General features: G+C 48.8%; 19 protein-coding genes and 1 riboswitch. Of the genes, 7 read left to right on the top strand and 12 right to left on the bottom strand.

The window, feature by feature from the left end; translation table 11 throughout:
- Positions 1–55 precede the first annotated feature (55 nt).
- The 7 genes from QWY22_RS17740 to zwf all read right to left on the bottom strand — a co-directional run bounded on the left by QWY22_RS17740 (position 56) and on the right by zwf (position 9,513).
- A complete protein-coding gene (locus QWY22_RS17740) occupies positions 56–412 on the bottom strand; it encodes a response regulator transcription factor (protein ID WP_300982130.1) in 357 nt (118 codons plus the stop codon).
- Between the two features lie 18 nt (positions 413–430).
- On the bottom strand, positions 431–1,828 hold the full coding sequence (locus tag QWY22_RS17735; RefSeq protein ID WP_300982129.1) for a glycosyltransferase family 2 protein: 1,398 nt from the start codon (positions 1,826–1,828) through the stop codon (positions 431–433).
- The gene (locus QWY22_RS17730; RefSeq protein ID WP_300982128.1) at positions 1,828–2,880 is read right to left on the bottom strand and encodes a HEAT repeat domain-containing protein; all 1,053 of its coding nucleotides are present in this window, start codon (positions 2,878–2,880) and stop codon (positions 1,828–1,830) included. Before QWY22_RS17730 ends, QWY22_RS17735 begins: the two co-directional genes overlap by 1 nt.
- A complete protein-coding gene (locus tag QWY22_RS17725) occupies positions 2,877–4,481 on the bottom strand; it encodes a GGDEF domain-containing response regulator (protein ID WP_300982127.1) in 1,605 nt (534 codons plus the stop codon). The genes QWY22_RS17730 and QWY22_RS17725 overlap by 4 nt, the downstream gene beginning before the upstream one ends.
- 744 nt (positions 4,482–5,225) lie before the next feature.
- On the bottom strand, positions 5,226–6,107 hold the full coding sequence (locus QWY22_RS17720) for an amidase (RefSeq protein WP_300982126.1): 882 nt from the start codon (positions 6,105–6,107) through the stop codon (positions 5,226–5,228).
- 44 nt (positions 6,108–6,151) lie between these two features.
- Positions 6,152–6,242, bottom strand: a riboswitch (cyclic di-GMP riboswitch).
- A gap of 272 nt (positions 6,243–6,514) precedes the next feature.
- Positions 6,515–7,927, bottom strand: a complete 1,413-nt coding sequence (gene gnd, locus QWY22_RS17715) for an NADP-dependent phosphogluconate dehydrogenase (RefSeq protein ID WP_300982125.1) — start codon at positions 7,925–7,927, stop codon at positions 6,515–6,517.
- Positions 7,928–7,995: 68 nt separating this feature from the next.
- Positions 7,996–9,513: a glucose-6-phosphate dehydrogenase gene (zwf, locus tag QWY22_RS17710; protein WP_367281286.1), complete on the bottom strand. Its 1,518-nt coding sequence runs from the start codon at positions 9,511–9,513 to the stop codon at positions 7,996–7,998.
- Between the two features lie 208 nt (positions 9,514–9,721).
- Here zwf and QWY22_RS17705 point away from each other — a divergent pair, with 208 nt between their 5' ends.
- On the top strand, positions 9,722–10,339 hold the full coding sequence (locus tag QWY22_RS17705) for a cyclase family protein (protein WP_300982124.1): 618 nt from the start codon (positions 9,722–9,724) through the stop codon (positions 10,337–10,339).
- Between the two features lie 213 nt (positions 10,340–10,552).
- Here QWY22_RS17705 and QWY22_RS17700 read toward each other — a convergent pair whose 3' ends face one another.
- The 5 genes from QWY22_RS17700 to QWY22_RS17680 form a co-directional block, all read right to left on the bottom strand.
- A complete protein-coding gene (locus QWY22_RS17700) occupies positions 10,553–10,909 on the bottom strand; it encodes a DUF2178 domain-containing protein (RefSeq protein WP_300984425.1) in 357 nt (118 codons plus the stop codon).
- Positions 10,893–11,132, bottom strand: coding sequence for a helix-turn-helix transcriptional regulator (locus QWY22_RS17695; protein ID WP_300982123.1), 240 nt, complete (start codon positions 11,130–11,132; stop codon positions 10,893–10,895). Before QWY22_RS17695 ends, QWY22_RS17700 begins: the two co-directional genes overlap by 17 nt.
- A gap of 191 nt (positions 11,133–11,323) precedes the next feature.
- Complete coding sequence (locus QWY22_RS17690; RefSeq protein ID WP_300982122.1) at positions 11,324–12,097, bottom strand: SDR family NAD(P)-dependent oxidoreductase; 774 nt, start codon at positions 12,095–12,097, stop codon at positions 11,324–11,326.
- Positions 12,098–12,268: 171 nt separating this feature from the next.
- Positions 12,269–12,883: a hypothetical protein gene (locus tag QWY22_RS17685; RefSeq protein WP_300982121.1), complete on the bottom strand. Its 615-nt coding sequence runs from the start codon at positions 12,881–12,883 to the stop codon at positions 12,269–12,271.
- Between the two features lie 411 nt (positions 12,884–13,294).
- Positions 13,295–14,194: a PucR family transcriptional regulator gene (locus QWY22_RS17680; protein ID WP_300982120.1), complete on the bottom strand. Its 900-nt coding sequence runs from the start codon at positions 14,192–14,194 to the stop codon at positions 13,295–13,297.
- 246 nt (positions 14,195–14,440) lie between these two features.
- On the opposite strand from QWY22_RS17680, the gene QWY22_RS17675 reads away from it, so the two are divergent.
- The 6 genes from QWY22_RS17675 (at position 14,441) to QWY22_RS17650 (ending at position 20,334) form a co-directional block, all read left to right on the top strand.
- Positions 14,441–15,487, top strand: coding sequence for an SIS domain-containing protein (locus QWY22_RS17675; RefSeq protein ID WP_300982119.1), 1,047 nt, complete (start codon positions 14,441–14,443; stop codon positions 15,485–15,487).
- A gap of 34 nt (positions 15,488–15,521) precedes the next feature.
- Positions 15,522–16,793: an ABC transporter substrate-binding protein gene (locus QWY22_RS17670; RefSeq protein WP_300982118.1), complete on the top strand. Its 1,272-nt coding sequence runs from the start codon at positions 15,522–15,524 to the stop codon at positions 16,791–16,793.
- A 78-nt stretch (positions 16,794–16,871) separates the two neighbouring features.
- Positions 16,872–17,753 carry a carbohydrate ABC transporter permease gene (locus QWY22_RS17665; protein WP_036812063.1) on the top strand — a complete coding sequence of 294 codons (882 nt, stop codon included), beginning with the start codon at positions 16,872–16,874 and terminating at the stop codon, positions 17,751–17,753.
- Between the two features lies 1 nt (position 17,754).
- Positions 17,755–18,681, top strand: a complete 927-nt coding sequence (locus tag QWY22_RS17660) for a carbohydrate ABC transporter permease (RefSeq protein ID WP_246316555.1) — start codon at positions 17,755–17,757, stop codon at positions 18,679–18,681.
- 15 nt (positions 18,682–18,696) lie between these two features.
- On the top strand, positions 18,697–19,512 hold the full coding sequence (locus QWY22_RS17655; RefSeq protein WP_300982117.1) for a PfkB family carbohydrate kinase: 816 nt from the start codon (positions 18,697–18,699) through the stop codon (positions 19,510–19,512).
- A gap of 81 nt (positions 19,513–19,593) precedes the next feature.
- The gene (locus QWY22_RS17650) at positions 19,594–20,334 is read left to right on the top strand and encodes a GntR family transcriptional regulator (protein WP_300984424.1); all 741 of its coding nucleotides are present in this window, start codon (positions 19,594–19,596) and stop codon (positions 20,332–20,334) included.
- The last annotated feature ends 31 nt before the right edge of the window (positions 20,335–20,365 follow it).

Below are 20,365 nucleotides of genomic sequence, written 5' to 3'. Positions count from 1 at the left end.
TCGAAAAGGCTGCAACGAAAAACGAACAGGTCCGCTAGGGGCCTGTTCGTTTTTGTTAGGAAACCAATATTTTCTCTACCAGTCCGAGGAGTTCCATCGGGCTGAACGGCTTGGACATGAAATAATCCGCGCCTTTTTGCATTGCCTGTTCCCGGTCTGCATCCTGGGCCTTAGCCGTCAGCATCAGCACGCGGGTATTGTTTTGGTCTTTCCGGACCTGTTCGAGCACTTCCATGCCGGTCAGGTAAGGCATCATATAATCGAGGATGACCAAGTCATAATCGTTCTCCCGGATTTTCTCCAGCGCTTCTTTGCCGTCTTCGGCTTCCTCGATTTCAAAATCATCTTCGAGCGTATCGGAAATCAGGATGCGCAAGATGTCTTCATCATCTGCCACCAGTATTTTCTTCATGTACATCGCCTCCTAAAACTAAGATGAGATTCCTTTGCGTTTCATGTCGCCCCAATGGGCCTTTTTGCGGAACGCAGCGAAGATTCCCTGGACTCTCCACACGACCATGAGCGGCCGGTACCAGAACGCTTCGGTCAGCGCCCAGAAATAGAGGCGCGCCAGATGGGAGGCTTTCGGGTATTTATGCAGCGTCAATTCCTCCAGCAGGACAGCCAGTGCGGAAACGAATGAACCGTAGAAGACCGTCACTAAAAAGAGGATGCCGGCTGTAGTCGTATCGACGAGCGAGAAGAAAATACCCCCGAATATGATGAAATACCCGACAAACTCGAACACTGCCCCGAGAAGTTCCACGAGCAGGAAATAAGGCATCGACAACAGGCCGACCGAGCCGTACTTCGGGTTCATCATCATTTTGCGGTGGGACCACAGGGTTTCGAACAAACCGCGCTGCCAGCGTATCCGCTGCGAACGGAGCACCTCGAGCGATTCCGGCGCTTCGGTCCAGCACACGGGGTCGGGAATGTATTCGATGCGCTGCTTGGACTTTTCTTCCCGGAGCAGGCGGTGCAGCCGGACGACCAATTCCATGTCTTCGCCTACGGTGTTCTTGTTGTATCCGCCCGCTTGGATGACGCGCTCTTTGTTGAAGACGCCGAATGCGCCGGAGACGATCAGCAGGATGTTCATGTGGCTCAATGCGATCCGGCCGATCAGGAAGGCACGGAAATACTCCACGATCTGCATGAGGACGACCGGACTCTTCGGCAGGTTGATCACTTCCACTTTGCTGCGGGAAATGGTGGAGCCATTGGCGATCCGGACAGATCCGCCGGTCACGATGATTTGGCCATCGGACTCGATAATGGGCTTCATCGTTTTGAGGAGTCCGTCATTTTCCAGGATCGAGTCCCCGTCAATCGCGCAGAAATAAGGGTAGGAAGACAAGTTGACGCCCGCATTCAGGGCATCCGCTTTTCCGCCATTCGCTTTTTTGATCAAGCGGATAAAAGGGAAGATGGTGGACTGGTAGATTGCCAGGACTTCGGCGGTTTCGATATGCGTGCGCACAGCGAATTGGATCTCTTTCATCTGGAATTCAGAAATCATCCGGTTGGACGTCTCGTCTTTCGATCCATCGTCAATGACGATGATTTCTTTTTCCGGGTATTCCAGCGCCAAAAGAGATCGGACCGTGCTGACAACACCGACTTCTTCGTTATAGGCAGGCACCAGGATCGACACCGGGTACGTATTCTGGTTCCGGAGAAAGTCCTCGGTGGATTCCCTGCGGTCAAGTTTATCCTCCCGCTTCACTTTCCGGAATGCCAGCATAAAGAAGCCCAAATAACTCAAACTTGAAAAAAGCATATACGCGATAATGGCATAGGCGGTAATTTGGAAAAAACTTTGCATCAGGTTTCACTTCCTAACTGGGACGATTTCCACTGGTCTGCCATATCACGGGCATAGCGGTCGGGATGATTGGCGGACAGATGGGCAAGCAGAATATCTCCGTCCGAAAACTGGACCAGCGCTTCGGCTGCAGAATAGCGCACCCACCAAACGGAATCGCCGAGCAAATCGCTGAGCACTTCTTTGAAGCGGGACAATTGCAGCCTTCCGGCGATCCGGGAGGCATACATCCGCTCCGGCCAGGAAGCCGACTGGAAAAAAGGCAGCAATAAGCCGGGGTCGCTCAAGTATTGCAAATTCAGGACGGCTTTCAAAGCCTGGATGCGCAATTCCCCTTCCTGGGTCCCCAATTCTTCCTCGATGCGGGGAAGGAAGGCGATCAGGCCGGCCATGCCGATATAGGAAATCGCGGCATGCTTCCGCGCTTTGTTCTGGGGTTCATTCCGCAGCGCGGCATCCAGCTCTTGGAGCCTTGTCGGTTCTTCGAGCCGCTTGAACACATCGATGTACAGGCGGACAGGCGCATCGGGATACTGCGCCAATACGGAAAGGGTATCCGGTTCGTTCAAAGAAGCAAGGGTCCGGATGAGTTGCTGCTTTTCCTGGTCCAGCTGAGAGCTCTTGCGGAGTTTTTCCTTCAGCAAGGGCTTGAGGGACTCGATATGGAAGTCTTCGATAAAGTACAGCGTATTCATCCGCAAGGCCCAATGGTTGCGCTTGAGCTGTTTGGCATAATGGGCAGCCAGGAACTCTTCCGACAGCTTTGCAACAAGCGGCGAATGGACACCGCCTTTTGTCACGGACACGTAGCCGTTCAGCAATCGTTCAAGGACGACGGTCTGGTGCGGGTTGCTGCGAATTTCCTGGACGAACCGGTCATCGGCAGGATCCATCATATAAGAGCTGAACGAATCGGTTAATGCCAGGTATTGCTCGGCAATGGCCTGTTCTTTCGCGGCCAGTTTTTGTTTGCGCCAAGCCAGGACAAGCAGCAGGATGAGCTGGGCAAGGAGCAGGGAGAGACTCAGGATCAAGGCGAAATATAGGCTCATTTGAACATCCTCATCGTCAGCCGCTCGACGCGTGCCACAACTTCCTGGGCATAGAACGGCTTGACGATATAATCATCCGCCCCGTTTTTCAGTGCCAGGACAATATCCGATTCATTGTTGCGGGAAGTGAGCATGGATATGACGATGTTTTCATGCGGGTACTGGCTGCGCACATGATTCAGGACCTCAAGGCCGTCCATTTTCGGCATGACGCCATCAAGTAAGATCATGTAGTTTTCCTCGGGCTTATACCATGGGGATTCCACAAAACTGGCCCCGTCGACATATTCCTCGATGCGAAGATCGAAATCTTCCGGCTTCCAGCCCGAAAACTGCTTGGAAACCAGCCGGCGCACAAGGGAGTCGTCATCGACAATGATGAGGTTAAGGTGGCGCCTGATGTCATCCGCTGTCCGTCCGGAGATGATGGTCTGGCTGCGGCCATTTTGTTTCGCCTGATGCAAGGCACTGTCAGCCATGTTCACTGGTGCATCCTGTTTATTCCGGTATTCGCTGATGCCGGCAGAAAACCTGACCTGAAACGGTTCAGATGACGCAAATGAAAAATCGGTTTCCGCAAAAGCGGAGCGGATTTGGTCAATCAGCGCGGCGGCTTTTTTGGCGGTTGTATCCGGCAGGATCAAGGCGAATTGATCCCCGCTGTACCGGAACAAATAATCCGACTCCCGCTTCATTTTTAAGAGGAGCCTGCTGAATGTGCGCAGAACTTCATCTCCGGCCAAGTGGCCGTATGTGCCATTCACTTTGCTAAAATGGTCCAAATCGAGCAGGGCGAGCGTGAAAACCGTTTTGGTCTTGTCTGCCAAGGCGGTCGTTTGCTGCAATACCTGGTTGAAATACGTTCGGTTGCCGGCACCAGTCAGGTCATCGTAAAGCGATCCTTGCGAAAGTGCTTTTTGGGTGCGCAGGCGGTTGCTGGCGTAAGCGGCGAAAAAGGGCATATTCAAGGGCTTGGCAAGAAAATCGGTGGCGCCGATCTCCATCGCCCGGATCTGGTTCTCCATCCGGTCGTCCGCACTGATTACGGCAATCGGAAGAAAGCGGCTTTTGGCCGCTTCGTGAATCTGGGCCACCAGGTCGAACCCGTCGGTATCCGGCAAAGTCCGGTCCAAAATGACCATCTGCGGCTGCAGGGCATAGAAAAGTTCCATCCCTTTTTGGCCATCGAGCGCTATGACGACAGGAATGCCTTGTGCTTCCAGCGCTTCTTTCACGGAAGCTGCAAATTCTGCGTCTGCATCAATGACCAGTACAAACGATTCCTTGGCAGGCGTTTCTTCACTAGCGTTTGCTGCTTTTTCCGGAACGGATTCTTCGGATGTGAAAAAGCCTGTCAATGTGTCCATAAGGGAATTCAGTGTCTGGACAGGCAGCAGCGCCGTGCTGTCTTCTGCAAAAGAATTCAGCTGATGTCCGCAAAACTCGGACAGTTCCATAAGCCCGATGGTGCCAGCTGTGCCTTTCATTGTATGCAAAAACCGGTAAACTTCCCGTTCTTGAACATGTGGTTGTGCGAGCCATTTGGAAAAATCCTGTTCCATTCTATTGGCAAGCAATGCTTTGTAATTGGCTTTAGCCATCTTGGTCACCTTCTTAAAAAAATATCTAGATGGTTGATATTATACTATAAAGGGATACGGGATGCCCTTTTAAAAAGTAATAATCTGTAAAGTTGTATATAAATAGAAATTTTTTCTATTAAACCTCTTGTTTAATTTCAGTGTAGTTTGTTTTTTAGGCGGCGACTGTGCAAAAGCAGCGGCAATGAAGGGAGGGCAATAAAAAAGACGCTTTGATGGCATGCATCAAAGCGTCTCCAGGCTGTCGAGAAACATTCCATTCTCTAAGTCATTTCGCTCCAAGTGGACGCTTTCCGCTTCATTCCATTCACTCTTTAAATAAAGAATTTTTTTTATCAGATAGAGTGAATGAGTATGCGTGCTTTTTATTCACAGTTCACTGTCGATATGAAGCAAACCAGCGGAGAAAACCCTACTGCTCCTGCGCAAGCTCGTCGCAAAGACATGGCTTCGCAAGCTTCAGCCATTGTCTTGCCTGCGGGGCAGCGTAAGCGACGAGACAGCCGAGACCTCGCAAGAAATGATTGGGCTTTGCCCAATCATTTGCGACGAAGCTAGCGAAGCGATGCAACGCTCAACAGGAGCACAAGGTTTTCGCAGCGGCTGAGGAGGCTTGGCGCTCGCCCGCGGCAAGCGCAGCTGGTTTGTGGAATATCGGAGACATTCTAAGGGAAATTTTTTCTATATCTTTCTCAACAAGCAGAAGACGCTTTGATGGCATGCATCAAAGCGTCTCGAATTTTTTTAGGGGCGAAGCGTCATCCAGCTGCCGACGTGGTGGATGGCGTTGCCTTTGTAGGCGGGATTGCCGGTGTAATGGGCAGCGACTGCTGCAAGCTGCTGGTTCATGAAGGCTTCGCCTTCTTCTGCAAACGTGATGATGCTGCCTTCATCGGTCTCGCCGGTTTCAACGCCGACGACGACGCCTTTGCCGAGGCGCTGGGCCATGGCCATTTCGTTTTTGACGATATCGATCAGCATCGGTGCGGAATCACGGTATGCCATGAGCGTCACGCCAGCAGTATTGGCGATGACCCATTCTGCGAGCAGGCCGTTGCCGTAAGTGTTTTTGTAAGTGATTTCGTCAAACCAGAACGGCATGTCGGCCTCGAGCGGAAGCCCCAGTTTCGCAGTAGTTGCAGAAGCTCTTTTCAGAAGAGCCTGATATGATTTCACAGTGGCTGCCCGGTTGGAATTCCAGCCGCTGTAGAGATACGGTTCTACATCCAAGTGAACGCCTGCAAATCGGTTTGTTTGCGGCGCCTGGTTTTGATAATCGGTCACCCAGGACAAGAAACGGTCCTGGTTGATATAGCCTTTTGGTGCCGCCCAGGAAGGGGCTCCGTCAAGTGCATGAACGGCGATTCCCATCGCTTTCGCTTTGCCGATGAAACTGCCATAAGCCGCTTTTGAAACGTCCGGGTCGATCTGGACGTAGACTTTGTTCACTTGTTTGCTTTCCAGGAATGCCAGGGTGCCTGCTTCGTCATTCACGAACATCCAGGGATTCCAAAGCCATGTCGCACGGACGGGCTGGGGAACTTCACTTGCTTGGGCGTAGCCCGGAATTGCGGCAGCCATTAATGAAAATAAGGCCACGAACGTGATTGCTGCTTTTTTCAACATTCTATTTTCCTCCATTCTGCGAGCCGAGGCCCACAGAATGGGTGCCTGGCAACCTGACGACCGTGCACTGCAGAACAGTGTGTAGGTTCATGGCTTTGCGTCCTTCCCTTTCGGATAAGTTTGCCTTTTTCAGATGATTTTCCTTATTGTACCTCGTAGTGTGACTTTAGTCTAAATACTTTAGAACTATTAACAAGGATTTTTTTGCATATACTTTTTAGGGATGCTTCATTTCGTAAACGCCAATTAGTGGCTGAAAATACCTAACAAATCTTTAAAGAAATCACTGGATATCCGTTTCTGCCGGCTATTGGCGGTGAACACAAATAAAAACATGAGCCCGGTAAGAAAACCGGACTCATGTCAGTAAACGATTTTATTGGATTGTTGATTTATTGGCTTATATGTTAATTAGTTGACCAATCTGTATGGAAAACGCCTTCTTTATCAATGCGCTTGTAGGTATGGGCGCCAAAGTAATCCCGCTGTGCCTGGATCATGTTGGCCGGCAATACCGCAGAGCGGTAGCTGTCAAAGTAAGCCAAGGCGCTTGAGAAAGCCGGCGCCGGAATGCCCTGCTGGATGGCCAGGGTCAGCACGTTGCGGAGGGATTGCTGGTATTCTTCAATAATCCCTTGGAAGTACGGATCCACCAATAAGTTAGGCAGTTCCGGATTGCGGTCGAACGCCTCTTTGATCTTTTGCAGGAACTGGGCACGGATGATGCATCCGCCGCGGAAAATCATCGCGACATCGCCGTAGGGAATATTCCAGCCGTATTCTTCGGAAGCGGCGCGCATTTGGGCAAAGCCTTGGGCATACGAGCAGATCTTGCTCATATAAAGCGCTTTTCGGATGGCTTCGATCAATTCCCCGGAATCTCCTGCCGGCTTTTCCGCTTCAGGCCCTTTTAGGATTTTGCTTGCCGCGACACGTTCCTCCTTGATGGCGGAGATGAACCGGGCAAATACCGATTCCGTTACGATTGGAAGAGAGACCCCCAAATCCAATGCGTTTTGGCTTGTCCATTTCCCGGTGCCTTTCTGTTCGGCTGCGTCCAGTACCTGATCGACAAGCGGATTGCCGGTGTCGTCATCTTGCTTAGCCAAAATGTCCGCCGTGATTTCGATGAGGTAGCTGTCAAGTTCGCCTTTGTTCCATTCCGCAAAGATGCCATGCATTTCATCGGCGCTCAGGCCGAATGCCTGTTTCATGATGAAATACGCTTCAGAAATCAGCTGCATATCGCCGTATTCGATGCCGTTATGGACCATCTTCACGTAATGGCCGGCACCAAGAGGACCCATATACGTGCTGCAAGGCGTCCCGTCAACTTTCGCGGCAATGGCATCGAGGATCGGCTGTACCTGAAGGTATGCTTCTTTCGATCCGCCCGGCATGATGGAAGGGCCGTTGCGGGCGCCTTCCTCGCCGCCGGAAATGCCAGCGCCGATAAAATGCAGGCCGGCTTCTTCGATGGCCGCCGTCCGCCGGTTTGTGTCTTTGAAGAACGAATTTCCGCCGTCCATCAGGATATCTCCTTTTTGAAGGTGGGGGATGAGCGATTCAATCACCGAATCGGTCGTGTCTCCCGCCTGGACCATCAGTAGAATTTTGCGGGGCGTTTCCAGGGACGAAACGAATTCTTCGATGCTGTAAGCGCCTTGGATGTTTTTTCCTTGGGCCTCATTGACGGACAGCCCGTCGACCCGTTCTGTCCAGTAGTCATAGACAGCGACCGAATAGCCTTTGCTTTCCATATTTAATGCGAGGTTCGTGCCCATTACGCCTAAACCGATGACGCCGATTTGCTGTTTCATATTATCCTGCCCCATTCCTTTATGATTTTTCGAACACCGATTACCGGTATTGGACTAAATGATTCGTTTTACCACCATTTGTGCTGGTCTTCCTGCAGCAGCTCATCTGCAGCTTCGGGACCTGTTGAACCTGCACGATAAGTATGCAAAGGCAGCAAATCCTCCTGATAAGCCTCCAGCAACGGCTCGATCCATTCCCATGAAAGCTCGACTTCTTTCCAGTGTGCAAAAAATGTTGAATCGCCGAGGATGGCGTCAAACAGCAGCAGTTCATAGGCTTCCGGCTGGTTTTCCGAGTTGGTCGAGAAGTCGATCCATACCGGTTTGAACTGGCTGCCGGAAGGCTCTTTTAAATTGACGCGCAGCGAAATGCTTTCGTTCGGGCTGATTTCAAGCACCAATAGATTAGGGGAAGTTCCCTGCAGTTTAGTGGAATCGACCATCTTATGCTTGAATTCGACGACAATTTGAGTGGACTTTTTGTCCATCCGTTTCCCGGTGCGTATGTAAAAAGGAATTGCTTCCCAGGCCGGGTGATCGATCGCCAGACGCGCCGCGAAATACGTGTCATTCTTTGAGGAAGCGTCAACGCCTTGCTCCTCTTTATAGCCGATGACCGGGACATCGTGGATTTCACCGGCTTCGTACTGGCCGCGGACCACATGCTGATGGGCTTCTTCTTTTGGAATCAGCCGGAGAGATTTGATGATTTCCGTTTTCTTGGCCCGGGTCTTATTTTCCGCCAGGTTCTCCGGCAGGTAAAGGGCCGCCGTCATGACGAGCTGAAGGAGATGGTTCTGGACCATATCCCGGATCGCACCGGCTTTATCATAATAATCCGCCCGGGTTTCCACCCCGACAACTTCGCTTGCCGTAATCTGGACATTGGAAATCAGTTTTTGGTCCAGCAAGGAGTCCAATACCGGATTCGCCAAAATTAAGGTATTCAGGCTTTGGACCATCGGTTTCCCCAGATAGTGGTCGATTCGGTAAATTTCTTCTTCACTGAATGTTTTCCGTAATTTATCGTTTAATCGTCTGGCGGTCTTTATATTGCTCCCGAAGGGCTTTTCAATAATCAGGCGTTTCCAGCCCTCGTTTTGGTCCAGGCCGCTTGCGTGGAGGTTGGTCGTGATCACGTCCACTAAACTTGGCGCCACAGACAAATAGAACAGCCGATTTTGTGGAATCTCCAGCTCGTTTTCCCGGCGCTCAACCAGTTCAAGCAGCTTCTCGTAAGATTCTGCAATAGTCGCGTCAAAAGTGAAATAGCGGAATTTTGATAAAAAATCCGGCAGGTTTGAAGCTTGGACGCTTCTTCTTGAGTAGGCGCGAAGCGCTTTTTCCACTTTCGACTGAAAGGCCTCGTCTGAAATGTATTTTCTCCCCAAACCGATGATGGAGACTTTGGCAGGCAATTTGCCGTCAAGATATAAATTATAGAGGGCGGGAAATAATTTCCGCTGCGCCAGGTCGCCTGTCGCGCCAAATAACACAAGGGTCATGTCTTCCATGGACCAATCGTTTTGAAGTTCGATAGAATCATTTTCCGGATTGGATCCTGTGATGGGACTTTGATTGTTCATACTGTAAATCCTCCTAAATTTATCCCGAATGGATGTAGCAACAGCTTATAGTATAATGATTTATGCGCTCCAATGGTAGGGAGGGGCTTGGAAAAACCGAATGTATTTCGTGCCCCAGGAAAATTTTTTTTAAATACTTCAGTGGACAGTTGATTTGAGAACATGCGAAAGTGTTTATGCAGCTATCTATAAGGAAAGGGTTGATTTGATGAAAATGTACGATATTACAGGCTCAATTTATGAAGGAATGACCGTCTACAAAGACAAACCGGAGAAACAGCCGAAACTCAATCGGCAGACAAACGGCTATGTCACCGAAACACGTTTGGAACTCGATGTCCATACCGGCACCCATATCGATGCACCGCTTCACATGGTGGAAGGTGGGGAAACATTTGAGTCGGTTCCGATGGATAAATTGGTGGGGCCATGCAAAGTGCTGGATCTGACCGGAGTGGAAGATAGGATTTCAAAAGAGGACCTGGAAGGGTTCGGCCTCCAAAAGGATGACTTCGTTTTGTTCAAGACAAGAAATTCGTTCGAGGAAACGTTTGATTTTGATTTTGTTTTCTTGACGAAAGACGGTGCGGATTATCTGTCTGAAATCGGAATTCGGGGCGTCGGCACCGATGCTCTTGGAATCGAAAGAAGCCAGGAAGGGCATCCGACGCATAAAACTTTGTTCGAAAACGACATTATCATCATTGAAGGACTGCGCCTGAAGGACGTTGAGCAAGGCGAATACTTTATGGTTGCGGCTCCCCTGAAATTAATCGGAACGGATGCTTCACCCGCCCGGGTGTTGCTGTTTGAAGGACTGAATTAAACGTTTCTGTGGATAACCGAAAAAAGTTAACTGAAACGGGTTATCCACATGTGCATAAGGCGGATGGCCAGGAACAGCCGGCCGACGAGCGGTAAGAGGGAAGCTTCTTGGCTAATCGATTTGCCTTGTCTCTACATGAAACACCGATAACATGATAATGAAGAAAAGGCACCGCTCCATGCGGCGCCTTTTTCGTTTTTTAACATTTTCTGATCAGCTGAGAAAATCTTTTTTGTACCGGACTGCTAAATAGATGCCTGCAGCAAGAATCGCAAACGAATACTTGTATAAAAAGAATATTTGCCACATGTATTCTTTCGGGAAAATCATATCGCACAAAATGACGACACATAAAAGGATAAATGCACTGTTCAACGAGATCCGCTCTGTTCGTTCATCCTCGCTCCCGATCTTCTTGTAAAAAATGTAGGCCAGGGTACAGGCGATCATCAGCAGGACAAACCCGCTGCCGATAAGCATATTCCAATTCCCTGTGGATTGTTCGGCCCAAGACTTCAACGGTTGAAAAATGGCGTTAGAGATCGCTTCAAAATTATTCGTCAACTTGATCACTTCCTTTCACATAAGTAAAAATATCGTTTACATCAACTTCGAAAAAATCGGCGATCCGAAATGCCAATAGGAGAGTCGGAACATAGTTTCCTTTTTCCATGACGAAGATGGTTTGTTTGGAAACTCCGACTTTTTCTGCTAATTCCTGCTGAGACATTCTGGCAAGTACTCGATATTCATACACTTTATTTGAAATCGAATCACCAAAATTCTTCTTCATACCCATCACCTCTTAATAAGAATATAAATTAATTTGTTATAAAAGTAAAGTAAACTTATACTATTTTAAAGTAAAACATGTTTTTCGGTTGTTTGTTGCTTGAAATAATAAAAATGCTTACGGCTGTTCCCGCAAGCATTTTACTTTGTCCCATTTTAATTGGGAATCTTCTATTCCTGTAAATTCGAGTATCATCCTTGAAACTTCCCGACAGAAAACCCGCCATCAATCGGCAAGGTGACGCCGTTGATCTGGGCGGCTAGGTCAGAACAAAGGAAAACGGCGGCATTGCCTACATCAGTTGGCGTGGCCAGCTTGCCGGAAGGGAGTGTGGCCGTGATGGCTTTTGCCTGTTCCGGTGCGGCGGCGAACCAGTTTTCGACATCAGGCGTTGCGGTAAGGCCCGGGCAGATGGCGTTCACGCGGATGCCGTGCTTGCTGTATTCGAGCGCCGCGGTTTTTGTCATGCCGTTGATGCCGAATTTCGATGCGACGTAGTCAACCATGTTCTGCACGCCTTCAAGCCCGGCACCGGAGGAGGTGTTGACGATGGCACCGCCGCCAATTTTCAGCATGGCCCGCACTTCATGCTTCATCGAGTAATACGTGCCGTACAAATTCGTTTGGATGACCCGGTCAAAGTCGGCGCTGTCGGATTCCGCAATGGGAGCAACTTTTGCCGTGATTCCGGCATTGTTGTGAGCGAAATCCAGCTGGCCGAATTCAGCCGCTGTTGCATCCACCAGCGCCTTCACATCGTCTTCGTTTGATACGTCGCAGCGGAAGAAGGCTGCGGTGCCGCCCGCTTCCTGGATGAGGCGCACCGTTTCCTTGCCGCTGTCCTCGTTCTTGTCCGAGACCATCACTTTTGCGCCTTCACGGGCAAATGCCAGCGCACTGCCGCGTCCGATTCCGGATCCCGCACCGGTCACCAAACCCGCTTTGCCTTCCATCAGTCTGTCCAAGCTAATTCCTCCTTTTTTATAGGCTCCTTTGCTTTTTATTATAATCAGATGCCCTGCCAATGAAAGCCCTTTGCTTCATTTTTAGGAGAGCTGTAATGGACGGTTATTGAATGAAAAAAGCACACCGTTTCATCCAGCCAGTTCGGCCTTGGATGAAACGGTGTGCTTTTTTTATTTCGGCTGCAAATCCTTCCTGTTCAGCCACATCACGAGCATCGGACCGAGAATCGGGATCCATGCCAGGCCTTTTGCCTTCGCGTCAGGAAAGTAGCGGTGTGTGGCGTAGACGGACAAGCCCCACAGCACCAACCAGTCGACGGTCATGACGGACACGAGGCCGGAAGCGAAGTAGGCGTCCCGATAGGCTGCGAGCGAGAACCCTTGCAGCAGCGTCAACAGGTTGCCGGCCCACATGACCATGAGGACGATGAGCCAGAAGCGGGACGATAGGAAGCGCACCAGCCAGTTCGGTGTGCGGACGCAGGTCCGTTTTTTCGCCGGCCGGTCGCCGAATGCAAAATAAGGCAGCAGCGAGAACGCACCGGTCCCGAGCGACAACAGGGCGAACGGCCACGCGGGCCATCTTTGCCGGTCGTGCAGGAGAAGAATGGTTAGAAAGACGAGCGGAAACAGGCCGAGCGAATTGAAGACCGCAAACACGAGCGGATCGATGCCGCCCCAGTCGCCGCTCAGGATTTTGGAAAATACGGGATCGGGGTCCTCGCCGGGCGGAGCCAGGAACACGGCATAGCCGATTAACAGAAGCCAGATAATCAGGAAAATCATGTCATCACTCCTTTTTTTCATCATACAGGAAGCGGAGGAGTGAAGGAATTTATTCACTTTTAATACATTAGGGTGTGGATAAAGAAGAAGATTTCTTAAGAAGACTTGTCCACATGTGGATAAAGCAGGCGGCGGTACAGGTAATCGGCAAGTCCACGAGTCTTGGAGGCGTTGTCGATTTCCCGCAAGCACAAGGCCCGGCAAGCACCAGAAATTCCTTGTCTCAAATCTCCAGGTTAAAGCCCTTCACGGATACTGCGTCTTTATCGTATACCTTCTTAGTATTCGTCAAGTTCAGTCCTGCCATTCCAATCCCTCCGGATTCTTTCCGTAATTTGGTGATAAAACACCCGATACTGCAACGCCGACGGTTTGGTGATGGCAACAAAGAACAAAAATGACGGCAATTTTTTATGCCTTGTGTTCTTGTGCCAGCATGCTGGCACAGTAGGCGGCGAGTGCACCGTTGAAATCTTTAAGCGAGATGCCGGTGATTTCCTGGAACTTGTTCAAGCGATATTGCAGCGTATTGCGGTGGATGTAGAGCTTTTTTGAGGCGACGGAAGCATTAAAGCCATTTTCGAAAAATGCGCGTACCGTCTGCAAAATTTCCTGGTCGTAACCAAGCGGTGTAAGCACTTCTTTGGTGAGGACTTCTTTCATATGGCCGGGCATCTGGTCGGTCAAGTGCAGCGGAAAAAGGGTTTCCATTGTATAAATGCGTCCTGCACTGCCGTTTGCCGAAGCTTTTCGGAACCATTCTTTTTCCGTTGCAAAATGAGCAGGGAAGCGAGAGTCTGCCCGCTGGAATTTGCCGATATACATTCTCGCCTTGATATAGAAATCACTTTCCAAAGCACTCATATAAGAAGAAAAACTTTCCGGTTCGTGGGCAATACATATTTTCCGTTCAATCAATAAAGCTTCATGCGGAGACGAAAACACCAGCTGGACGGATGTACCGAAAAATGCGCAGCTTGCTTCTTGGAGCTCCTTTTGTTCTATCGTTTGTTCACCGAAGAACAGCTGGATGATGCGGATCTCCGTTTCGGCAGGCACCGGCGGTTCTCCGCCGTGTTCCAAGTAAGCCAGCCATTTCCTGGAGGCGGAAGGCGTGTCCGCTTCCGGTTTTATTTCTGTAAACAGTGCCGTTAATAAATTGTAGTCACGTTTGCTGACGTCTTTTTTGTGGATTTTGAACCAACACTCTTTTTCGGCGTGATGAAAAACAAAAAATCCTTTTGCCGGCTTTGCGGGATGTTCCGTAATTAGTTGGAATGAAGGAAACAGGGAGAACAGTTCTTTTTCCATAAAAGGCACCTCGTTTTTATCGGATTTATATGCATTTTTTCTTTTATTCGCCAAAAACAGACAAGTAATATAGCCGTGAAACCGCAGTACACCAACGAAAACAGCTTGTATATTGTTCTTCTGAAAAACGCTGTTAAAAATAAAATAAATTAAATTATCAAATTATATTGACTATTGAAAATACTATAGCATATAATACTCAATAATATAACGTCATATGACGTTATAAATTTTGGAGGTGTTGAAATGAAACAGAATCAAGGCACATTAATCGAAGAAGTAGTAGGCGGAACCATTGAAGAATCAAAAGGAGTGGCAATGAAGCCGGAGCACGCGGCGCAGATTGCAACTGTCATCGAAGCGGTCAAGGCCCGCGATATCAAGAATGTCTACTTCGTAGCATGCGGCGGTTCAATGGCTTCACTGTCTTTCGGAGAATATTTCATCAGCAAGGAAACGGAAGTTCCAAGCTTCGTTTACACGGCAAATGAATTTATCCACCGCAATCCGAAAGGCGTCGGCGAAAACACGCTGGTGATTCTGCGTTCACATTCAGGAACGACTCCAGAAACGGTGGCAGCAGCAAGCTTCGCCCGTGAAAAAGGCGCATTGACGGTGTCCATTTCCATGGAAGCGGAGTCTCCGTTATGCCAGGCTGCTGAACACATCGTGCACTACAACTACAAAGACGGTTCGGATGCCATCGACGGCGAAGTCGGTATTTTCTATACTTTGATTTTTGAAGTGCTGAACGTCTTGGCACCGAACGAAAAATACAAACGCGTGGTTGCTCAATTGCCGAAAGTCGGCGAACTGATCGAGAAAAACGTCGAGCAATTTGCAGATGCAGCGAACGAATTCGGCAAAAAGAACAAACGCGAAAAAATCATCTACACCATGGCAAGCGGCGCTTACATCCACCACGCATACTCGTTCACGAGCTGCCTGCTGATGGAAATGCTGTGGATCCACTCAAATGCCATCCATTCAGGCGAGTTCTTCCACGGGCCATTTGAAATCACGGATTACGATGTGCCGTTCCTGGTTGTGAAAGGCGACGGAGCGAGCCGCCCGCTTGATGAACGCGCATTGGACTTCGTACAGAAATTCAGTGACAAAGTGGAAGTGGTCGACATTGAAACTTTGAATTACGACGGCATCGACGAAGATTTGAAGGAATATTTCGGTCCGGCACTGACAGGTTCGGTTCTTCGCCTGTACGCAGACGCCTTGGCTGAACACACGGGCCATCCGTTATCCGTCAGAAGATATATGTGGAAAATGGATTACTAAAAACAAGCGGGGTTCATAAGAAAGGGGATACGAAATGAAGAAAACACTGTTCTTTTCGATTTTGTTGCTTCTGCTTTCGACGATGTTGGGTGCATGCAGTTCAGGCGAGAAACAAAACGCCAGTGCAGATGGAAAAACGGAGATCGACTTTTTCCACAGATGGCCGAATGAACCGAGAAAATCCTTCTATGATGAAAAGATCAAGGAATACATGGAGCAGAATCCGGATGTCCACATTAATGTGGACTATGTCCTGAACGACGCTTACAAAGAAAAAATCCGCGTCTTGGTTTCCAGCGACAAATTGCCGGATATCTTCACGGCCTGGTCCGATTCATTCGCTGAGAACCTGGTTTCCTCCGAGCGCATCATGCCATTGAATGATGTCATCAAAGAAGACGAGGAATGGTCATCAAAAATCATCGATTCCCAGTTTGGCGGATTCACTTTTGACGACACGACTTACGGCGTTCCGTTCACAGTGGACGGCAAGGCGTTCTTCTATAATAAGGCGATTTTTGAAGAGCACAATATCGCCGTGCCGAAAACTTACGACGAGCTGATTGCAGCATTGGATCAGCTGCAGGACGCGGGCTACAAAGAGCCGCTGGTGGAAGGCTTGACGAACACCTGGGCAATTTCACATTACCTCGGTACGATTTTCGAACGTGTCGTGGATCCCGCTGTTTTGGAAAAAGACTATAATGCCGAAACCGCCGAGTTCACGGATCAAGGCTATGTGCAGGGACTTGAAATTTTTGAGGAACTGACAGGCTATATGGGTGAAGTCTCCACGGCAATCGACCACGAGGCAGCGCGCAATATGTTTGCTGCCGGTGAAGTGCCGGTCTTGTACATGCAATTCGCGGAAATCAAAATGGTCGAGGAAGCGGGAGATGTGGAATTCGGATTCTTCGACTTCCCGGAAGTTGAAGGGGCAAAAGGCGATCCGACAGCACTGACTGGCGCACCGGAAGGCTGGATGGTCAGCAAAAACGCACCGGAAGAAACGATCGATTTCCTGAAATTCCTGACTTCAGAAGAAACGGCTGCCGACTTCACGAAAACAGACGGCCAGCTGAACGCCATTGAAGGTGCGGTCACGGAAGAAAACGTCAATCCGGCAAGCCTGGAAGCATATGAATTGATCACCAATGCCACTTCGACAGCGCCGTGGTTCGACAATGCGGTCAACATCAACGTAGCGGATGTCTTTATGCGCGGCGGACAAAGCTTGGCCACAGGACAGACAACCCCTGAGGACATCTTGAAAGAAGCGCAGCAAGAAGCACAAAATCAGAAATAGCAACAGTGCAGAACTGGATAAGTCCTAATGTTCACTTGAATATTAGGACTTATTAAAATGAAAGAAGGTGCAGGTATGATCGCCAGAAGAAACCGGATTGTCCCAATCTTATTCATATTGCCCAGCCTCTTGTTTTTAGGCATCTTCATCTATATGCCACTTATTCAAAACTTCTATAACAGTTTCTTTGACTTTAGTGTATTTTCTCCGACCAAAGAGTTTGTTGGTTTTTCTGCTTTTGAACAGTTGTTTGGGGATAAGATCGTCATGACGGCATTGATCAACAACATCAAGTACGCAATCATCTCGGTGGTTTTCCAAGTGGCATTTGCGCTTGTTCTGGCGACAATCCTTGAAGACAAGCTGTTCCGCCGGATTGCACCAATGCTGCGGGTTGTCTATTTCATACCGGTGATGATTTCAATTTCAGTCATCGCGCTGCTTTTCAACTTTATCTACAATCCTCAAATGGGGCTTTTGAACAGCTTTTTGGAGCTGATTGGCTTGGGGAATCTGGCTGTTCCTTGGCTTGGAAATGCGACGACATCAATTTATGCGGTCATTGCGATGTCGCAATGGCAGAGCATCGGCTTTATCACGATGCTGTTTATCGTAGCAATCCAAAAAATCCCGAAAGAATTATATGAAGCAGCTGACATCGATGGTGCCGGAAAGATCCGGCAATTTTTCAGCATCACGGTTCCGCAGGTAAAAGAAACGCTTTTCGTCAATATGCTGATTACCATCACCGGATCGATGCTCGTTTTCAACGAACCGTATATCCTGACCAACGGCGGTCCGGGCACGAGCTCGATGACCATGTCGGTTTATATGTATCAGCAAGGGTTCTTTAAAGACAATATGGGGTATGCATCGGCTGTTGCCACACTGATTTTTGTGGTCACTGCGATTTTTGCCCTGATCCAAATCAAGGTTTCCGGAACCGGAAAGGATGAGTAGGATGACAAAAACAAATGAAAATATCAAAGTCGATATGCTTGCGCCCGAAAAACCGGTTAACAAGGAGCGGCCGGCTAAAAAAGCCAAAACCTCAATGAAAACCAGCCTTCAGGGCAAAGTGACAAAAAACATGGTTCTCCTCGGCCTATTGCTGTTTGCTTTTGTCATCCTTTATCCGCTTTTCTGGATGGTTGTTTCTTCATTAAAAAGCTATGATGAGATTTATAACAATGTGTGGGGCTTGCCTTCCGTCTGGCATTTCGAGAACTATGCAACGGCCTGGTCGATGGGAATCTCCGGGTACTTCTTCAACAGCCTTTTCGTGACATTGTCGACAATTGTGCTGGTCGTCATGATCGGCTCGATGGCAGCGTTTACACTGTCGCGCTATAAATCACGCTGGATTGACGTCGCGCTGATCTTCACCATCGGGGGCATCATGATGAATCCCCAGGTCGCATTGATACCGTTGTTTGAACTGCTGACATGGCTCGATTTGATCAATACGCATTGGGCGCTGATTTTGACCTATGTGGCGTACCGGCTGCCGCTGACAATCATCCTGATCCGTGCGTTCTTCTTAAGTATTCCGAAGGAACTGGAAGAGTCGGCGATCATTGATGGCTGCAGCGAGTTTGGCATCTACGCGCGCATCTACCTGCCGCTGTCGATTCCGATCATTGTGACAACAATCGTTTTGACGGCATACTTTGCCTGGAATGAATTCATGTTTGCGACGGTCTTTATTGATTCGGACGTATTGAAGACCATTCCGTCAGGGTTGATGAATTTCAGGGATGCGCTCAGAACCGATTGGGGCGTATTGCTCGCAGGAATGGTGATTGCGACGATTCCGATGGTGATTCTGCTGGTATTCCTGCAGCGGTATTTGGTGAGAGGGTTATCGGAAGGATCTGTGAAAGGATAAGAGGAGGAATTTGGGATGAAACTGGTTGCTGTAGGAGATAATGTGGTCGATTGTTATTTGGACCAGAAAAAATACTATCCGGGAGGCAATTGCGTCAACGTGGCTGTCAATGCCCGGAAAAACGGAGCGGAGGATTCAGCGTATATTGGAATATTCGCAACCGACGATAAAGCGGCGCATATTAAACATGCGCTGAAGGAAGAAGGGATCAATTTCGAACTTTCCCGCACCGCGGAAGGAATCAGCGGCCAGCCGGGTGTCGCGCTGACGGACGAAGGCGACCGGGTTTTTGTGAGCGGGGCGAAAAATACGGTCCAGCACCGGTTGAAACTTCAGCTGATTGACGCGGATCTTGACTATATCAAAGGCTTCGATGTATGCCATGTGAGCTGCTATTCTTCAATGGAAAGTGAATTGGCAAAGCTTGCGGAAGTGATTGACATCTCTTATGATTTCTCCAATCATCTGGAAATGGATTATATCGAAAAAATCGCTCCTTATATCCAATATGCCTTTTTTTCTGCAGCAGACTTGCCGGAAGAAGAATTGAACTGGTTCATTGAAAGACTGAAGGGCTTGAACTTTAAAGCGGCAGCGCTGACAAGAGGCAGTGAACCGGCTTTGTTTATCGATCAAAATAAAATTTTTGAACAGAAACTGACAAAAATTCCGGTTCTGGATACGATGGGAGCCGGCGATAGTTTAATCGGCGGGTTTTTAGTGAATTATATAAACGGAGCAAGCATGGAAGAGGCGATTGAAAAAGCGACGAAATCCGCGGAAGCGACATGCGGAGTTTACGGTGGGTTTGGCTATCCAAAAGAATTCTAAAAATTTGTTTTAGAACTGCTCCTCATGTACAGTGAAAATAATGGGAAAAACCAAAATTTAGGTATAGGGGGAGTCTGCGTGATGAATCGAGACAGCATAAACTTGGACAGTCCAATATTGTTATACGAACAGATAAAGGCTGGCATCAAGGAATTGATCAAAACCAATAACTTGAAAGCCGGAGACAAGATTCCGAATGAATCTGAACTGTGCGAACTCTTCGATGTCAGCCGCATCACCATCCGCAGAGCGATCAAGGAACTCGGGGAAGAAGGCATTATCGAGGTGATTCGCGGCAAAGGGACATTCGTCCGGGCGTCCAAAAAAGACCTCCATCTGTTGAATTTGAAAGGATTTACAGAAGGCTTGTCGACAGAAGAAAACAATATCGAAAAAGAAATTCTGCAAAAGCAGATCATCAGCAGCGACTCGGAACTTTCGAAAATTTTTTCGCCTGAACAAACCGAATTTGTAGAGCTGGTGCGTCTTGTGAAAGATGCAGAAGGCCCTTTCAGTGTCGATTATGCTTATTTGCCGCTAAACGTATACCCGGGCATTGATGAACTTTTAGATGACAGTGTCTCCACGTTCAAGCTAATTCGGGAAAAATTCAAAGTACCTTTTACAAAAGTGAAAAAAGAGATTGAATATGTCCACCCAACAACTGAGCTGTGCGAGCATCTGGGGATCAATAAAACTTCAACGGTTATTCTGGTTAAGAAGATTATTTTTGGGCCGAATCAAATGCCTGTCCATTATTCTAAGTATTATATGGTCGGCGATCGGGTGAAATTCTATATAGAAGCGGATTATACAGAATAGCAAAGTGCCTCTATCCGGTGCTTTTTCAATC

The organism is Planococcus liqunii, from assembly GCF_030413595.1.
Classification (GTDB): domain Bacteria; phylum Bacillota; class Bacilli; order Bacillales_A; family Planococcaceae; genus Planococcus; species Planococcus liqunii.
This window is presented reverse-complemented; position numbering and strand designations above follow the sequence as displayed.

Coding starts and splice junctions, on each gene's coding strand:
- QWY22_RS17740 (WP_300982130.1), bottom strand. CDS start 412: ATGAAGAAAATACTGGTGGCAGATGATGAAGACATCTTGCGCATCCTG.
- QWY22_RS17735 (WP_300982129.1), bottom strand. CDS start 1,828: ATGCAAAGTTTTTTCCAAATTACCGCCTATGCCATTATCGCGTATATG.
- QWY22_RS17730 (WP_300982128.1), bottom strand. CDS start 2,880: ATGAGCCTATATTTCGCCTTGATCCTGAGTCTCTCCCTGCTCCTTGCC.
- QWY22_RS17725 (WP_300982127.1), bottom strand. CDS start 4,481: ATGGCTAAAGCCAATTACAAAGCATTGCTTGCCAATAGAATGGAACAG.
- QWY22_RS17720 (WP_300982126.1), bottom strand. CDS start 6,107: ATGTTGAAAAAAGCAGCAATCACGTTCGTGGCCTTATTTTCATTAATG.
- gnd (WP_300982125.1), bottom strand. CDS start 7,927: ATGAAACAGCAAATCGGCGTCATCGGTTTAGGCGTAATGGGCACGAAC.
- zwf (WP_367281286.1), bottom strand. CDS start 9,513: ATGAACAATCAAAGTCCCATCACAGGATCCAATCCGGAAAATGATTCT.
- QWY22_RS17705 (WP_300982124.1), top strand. CDS start 9,722: ATGAAAATGTACGATATTACAGGCTCAATTTATGAAGGAATGACCGTC.
- QWY22_RS17695 (WP_300982123.1), bottom strand. CDS start 11,132: ATGAAGAAGAATTTTGGTGATTCGATTTCAAATAAAGTGTATGAATAT.
- QWY22_RS17685 (WP_300982121.1), bottom strand. CDS start 12,883: ATGATTTTCCTGATTATCTGGCTTCTGTTAATCGGCTATGCCGTGTTC.
- QWY22_RS17680 (WP_300982120.1), bottom strand. CDS start 14,194: ATGGAAAAAGAACTGTTCTCCCTGTTTCCTTCATTCCAACTAATTACG.
- QWY22_RS17675 (WP_300982119.1), top strand. CDS start 14,441: ATGAAACAGAATCAAGGCACATTAATCGAAGAAGTAGTAGGCGGAACC.
- QWY22_RS17670 (WP_300982118.1), top strand. CDS start 15,522: ATGAAGAAAACACTGTTCTTTTCGATTTTGTTGCTTCTGCTTTCGACG.
- QWY22_RS17660 (WP_246316555.1), top strand. CDS start 17,755: ATGACAAAAACAAATGAAAATATCAAAGTCGATATGCTTGCGCCCGAA.
- QWY22_RS17655 (WP_300982117.1), top strand. CDS start 18,697: ATGAAACTGGTTGCTGTAGGAGATAATGTGGTCGATTGTTATTTGGAC.
- QWY22_RS17650 (WP_300984424.1), top strand. CDS start 19,594: ATGAATCGAGACAGCATAAACTTGGACAGTCCAATATTGTTATACGAA.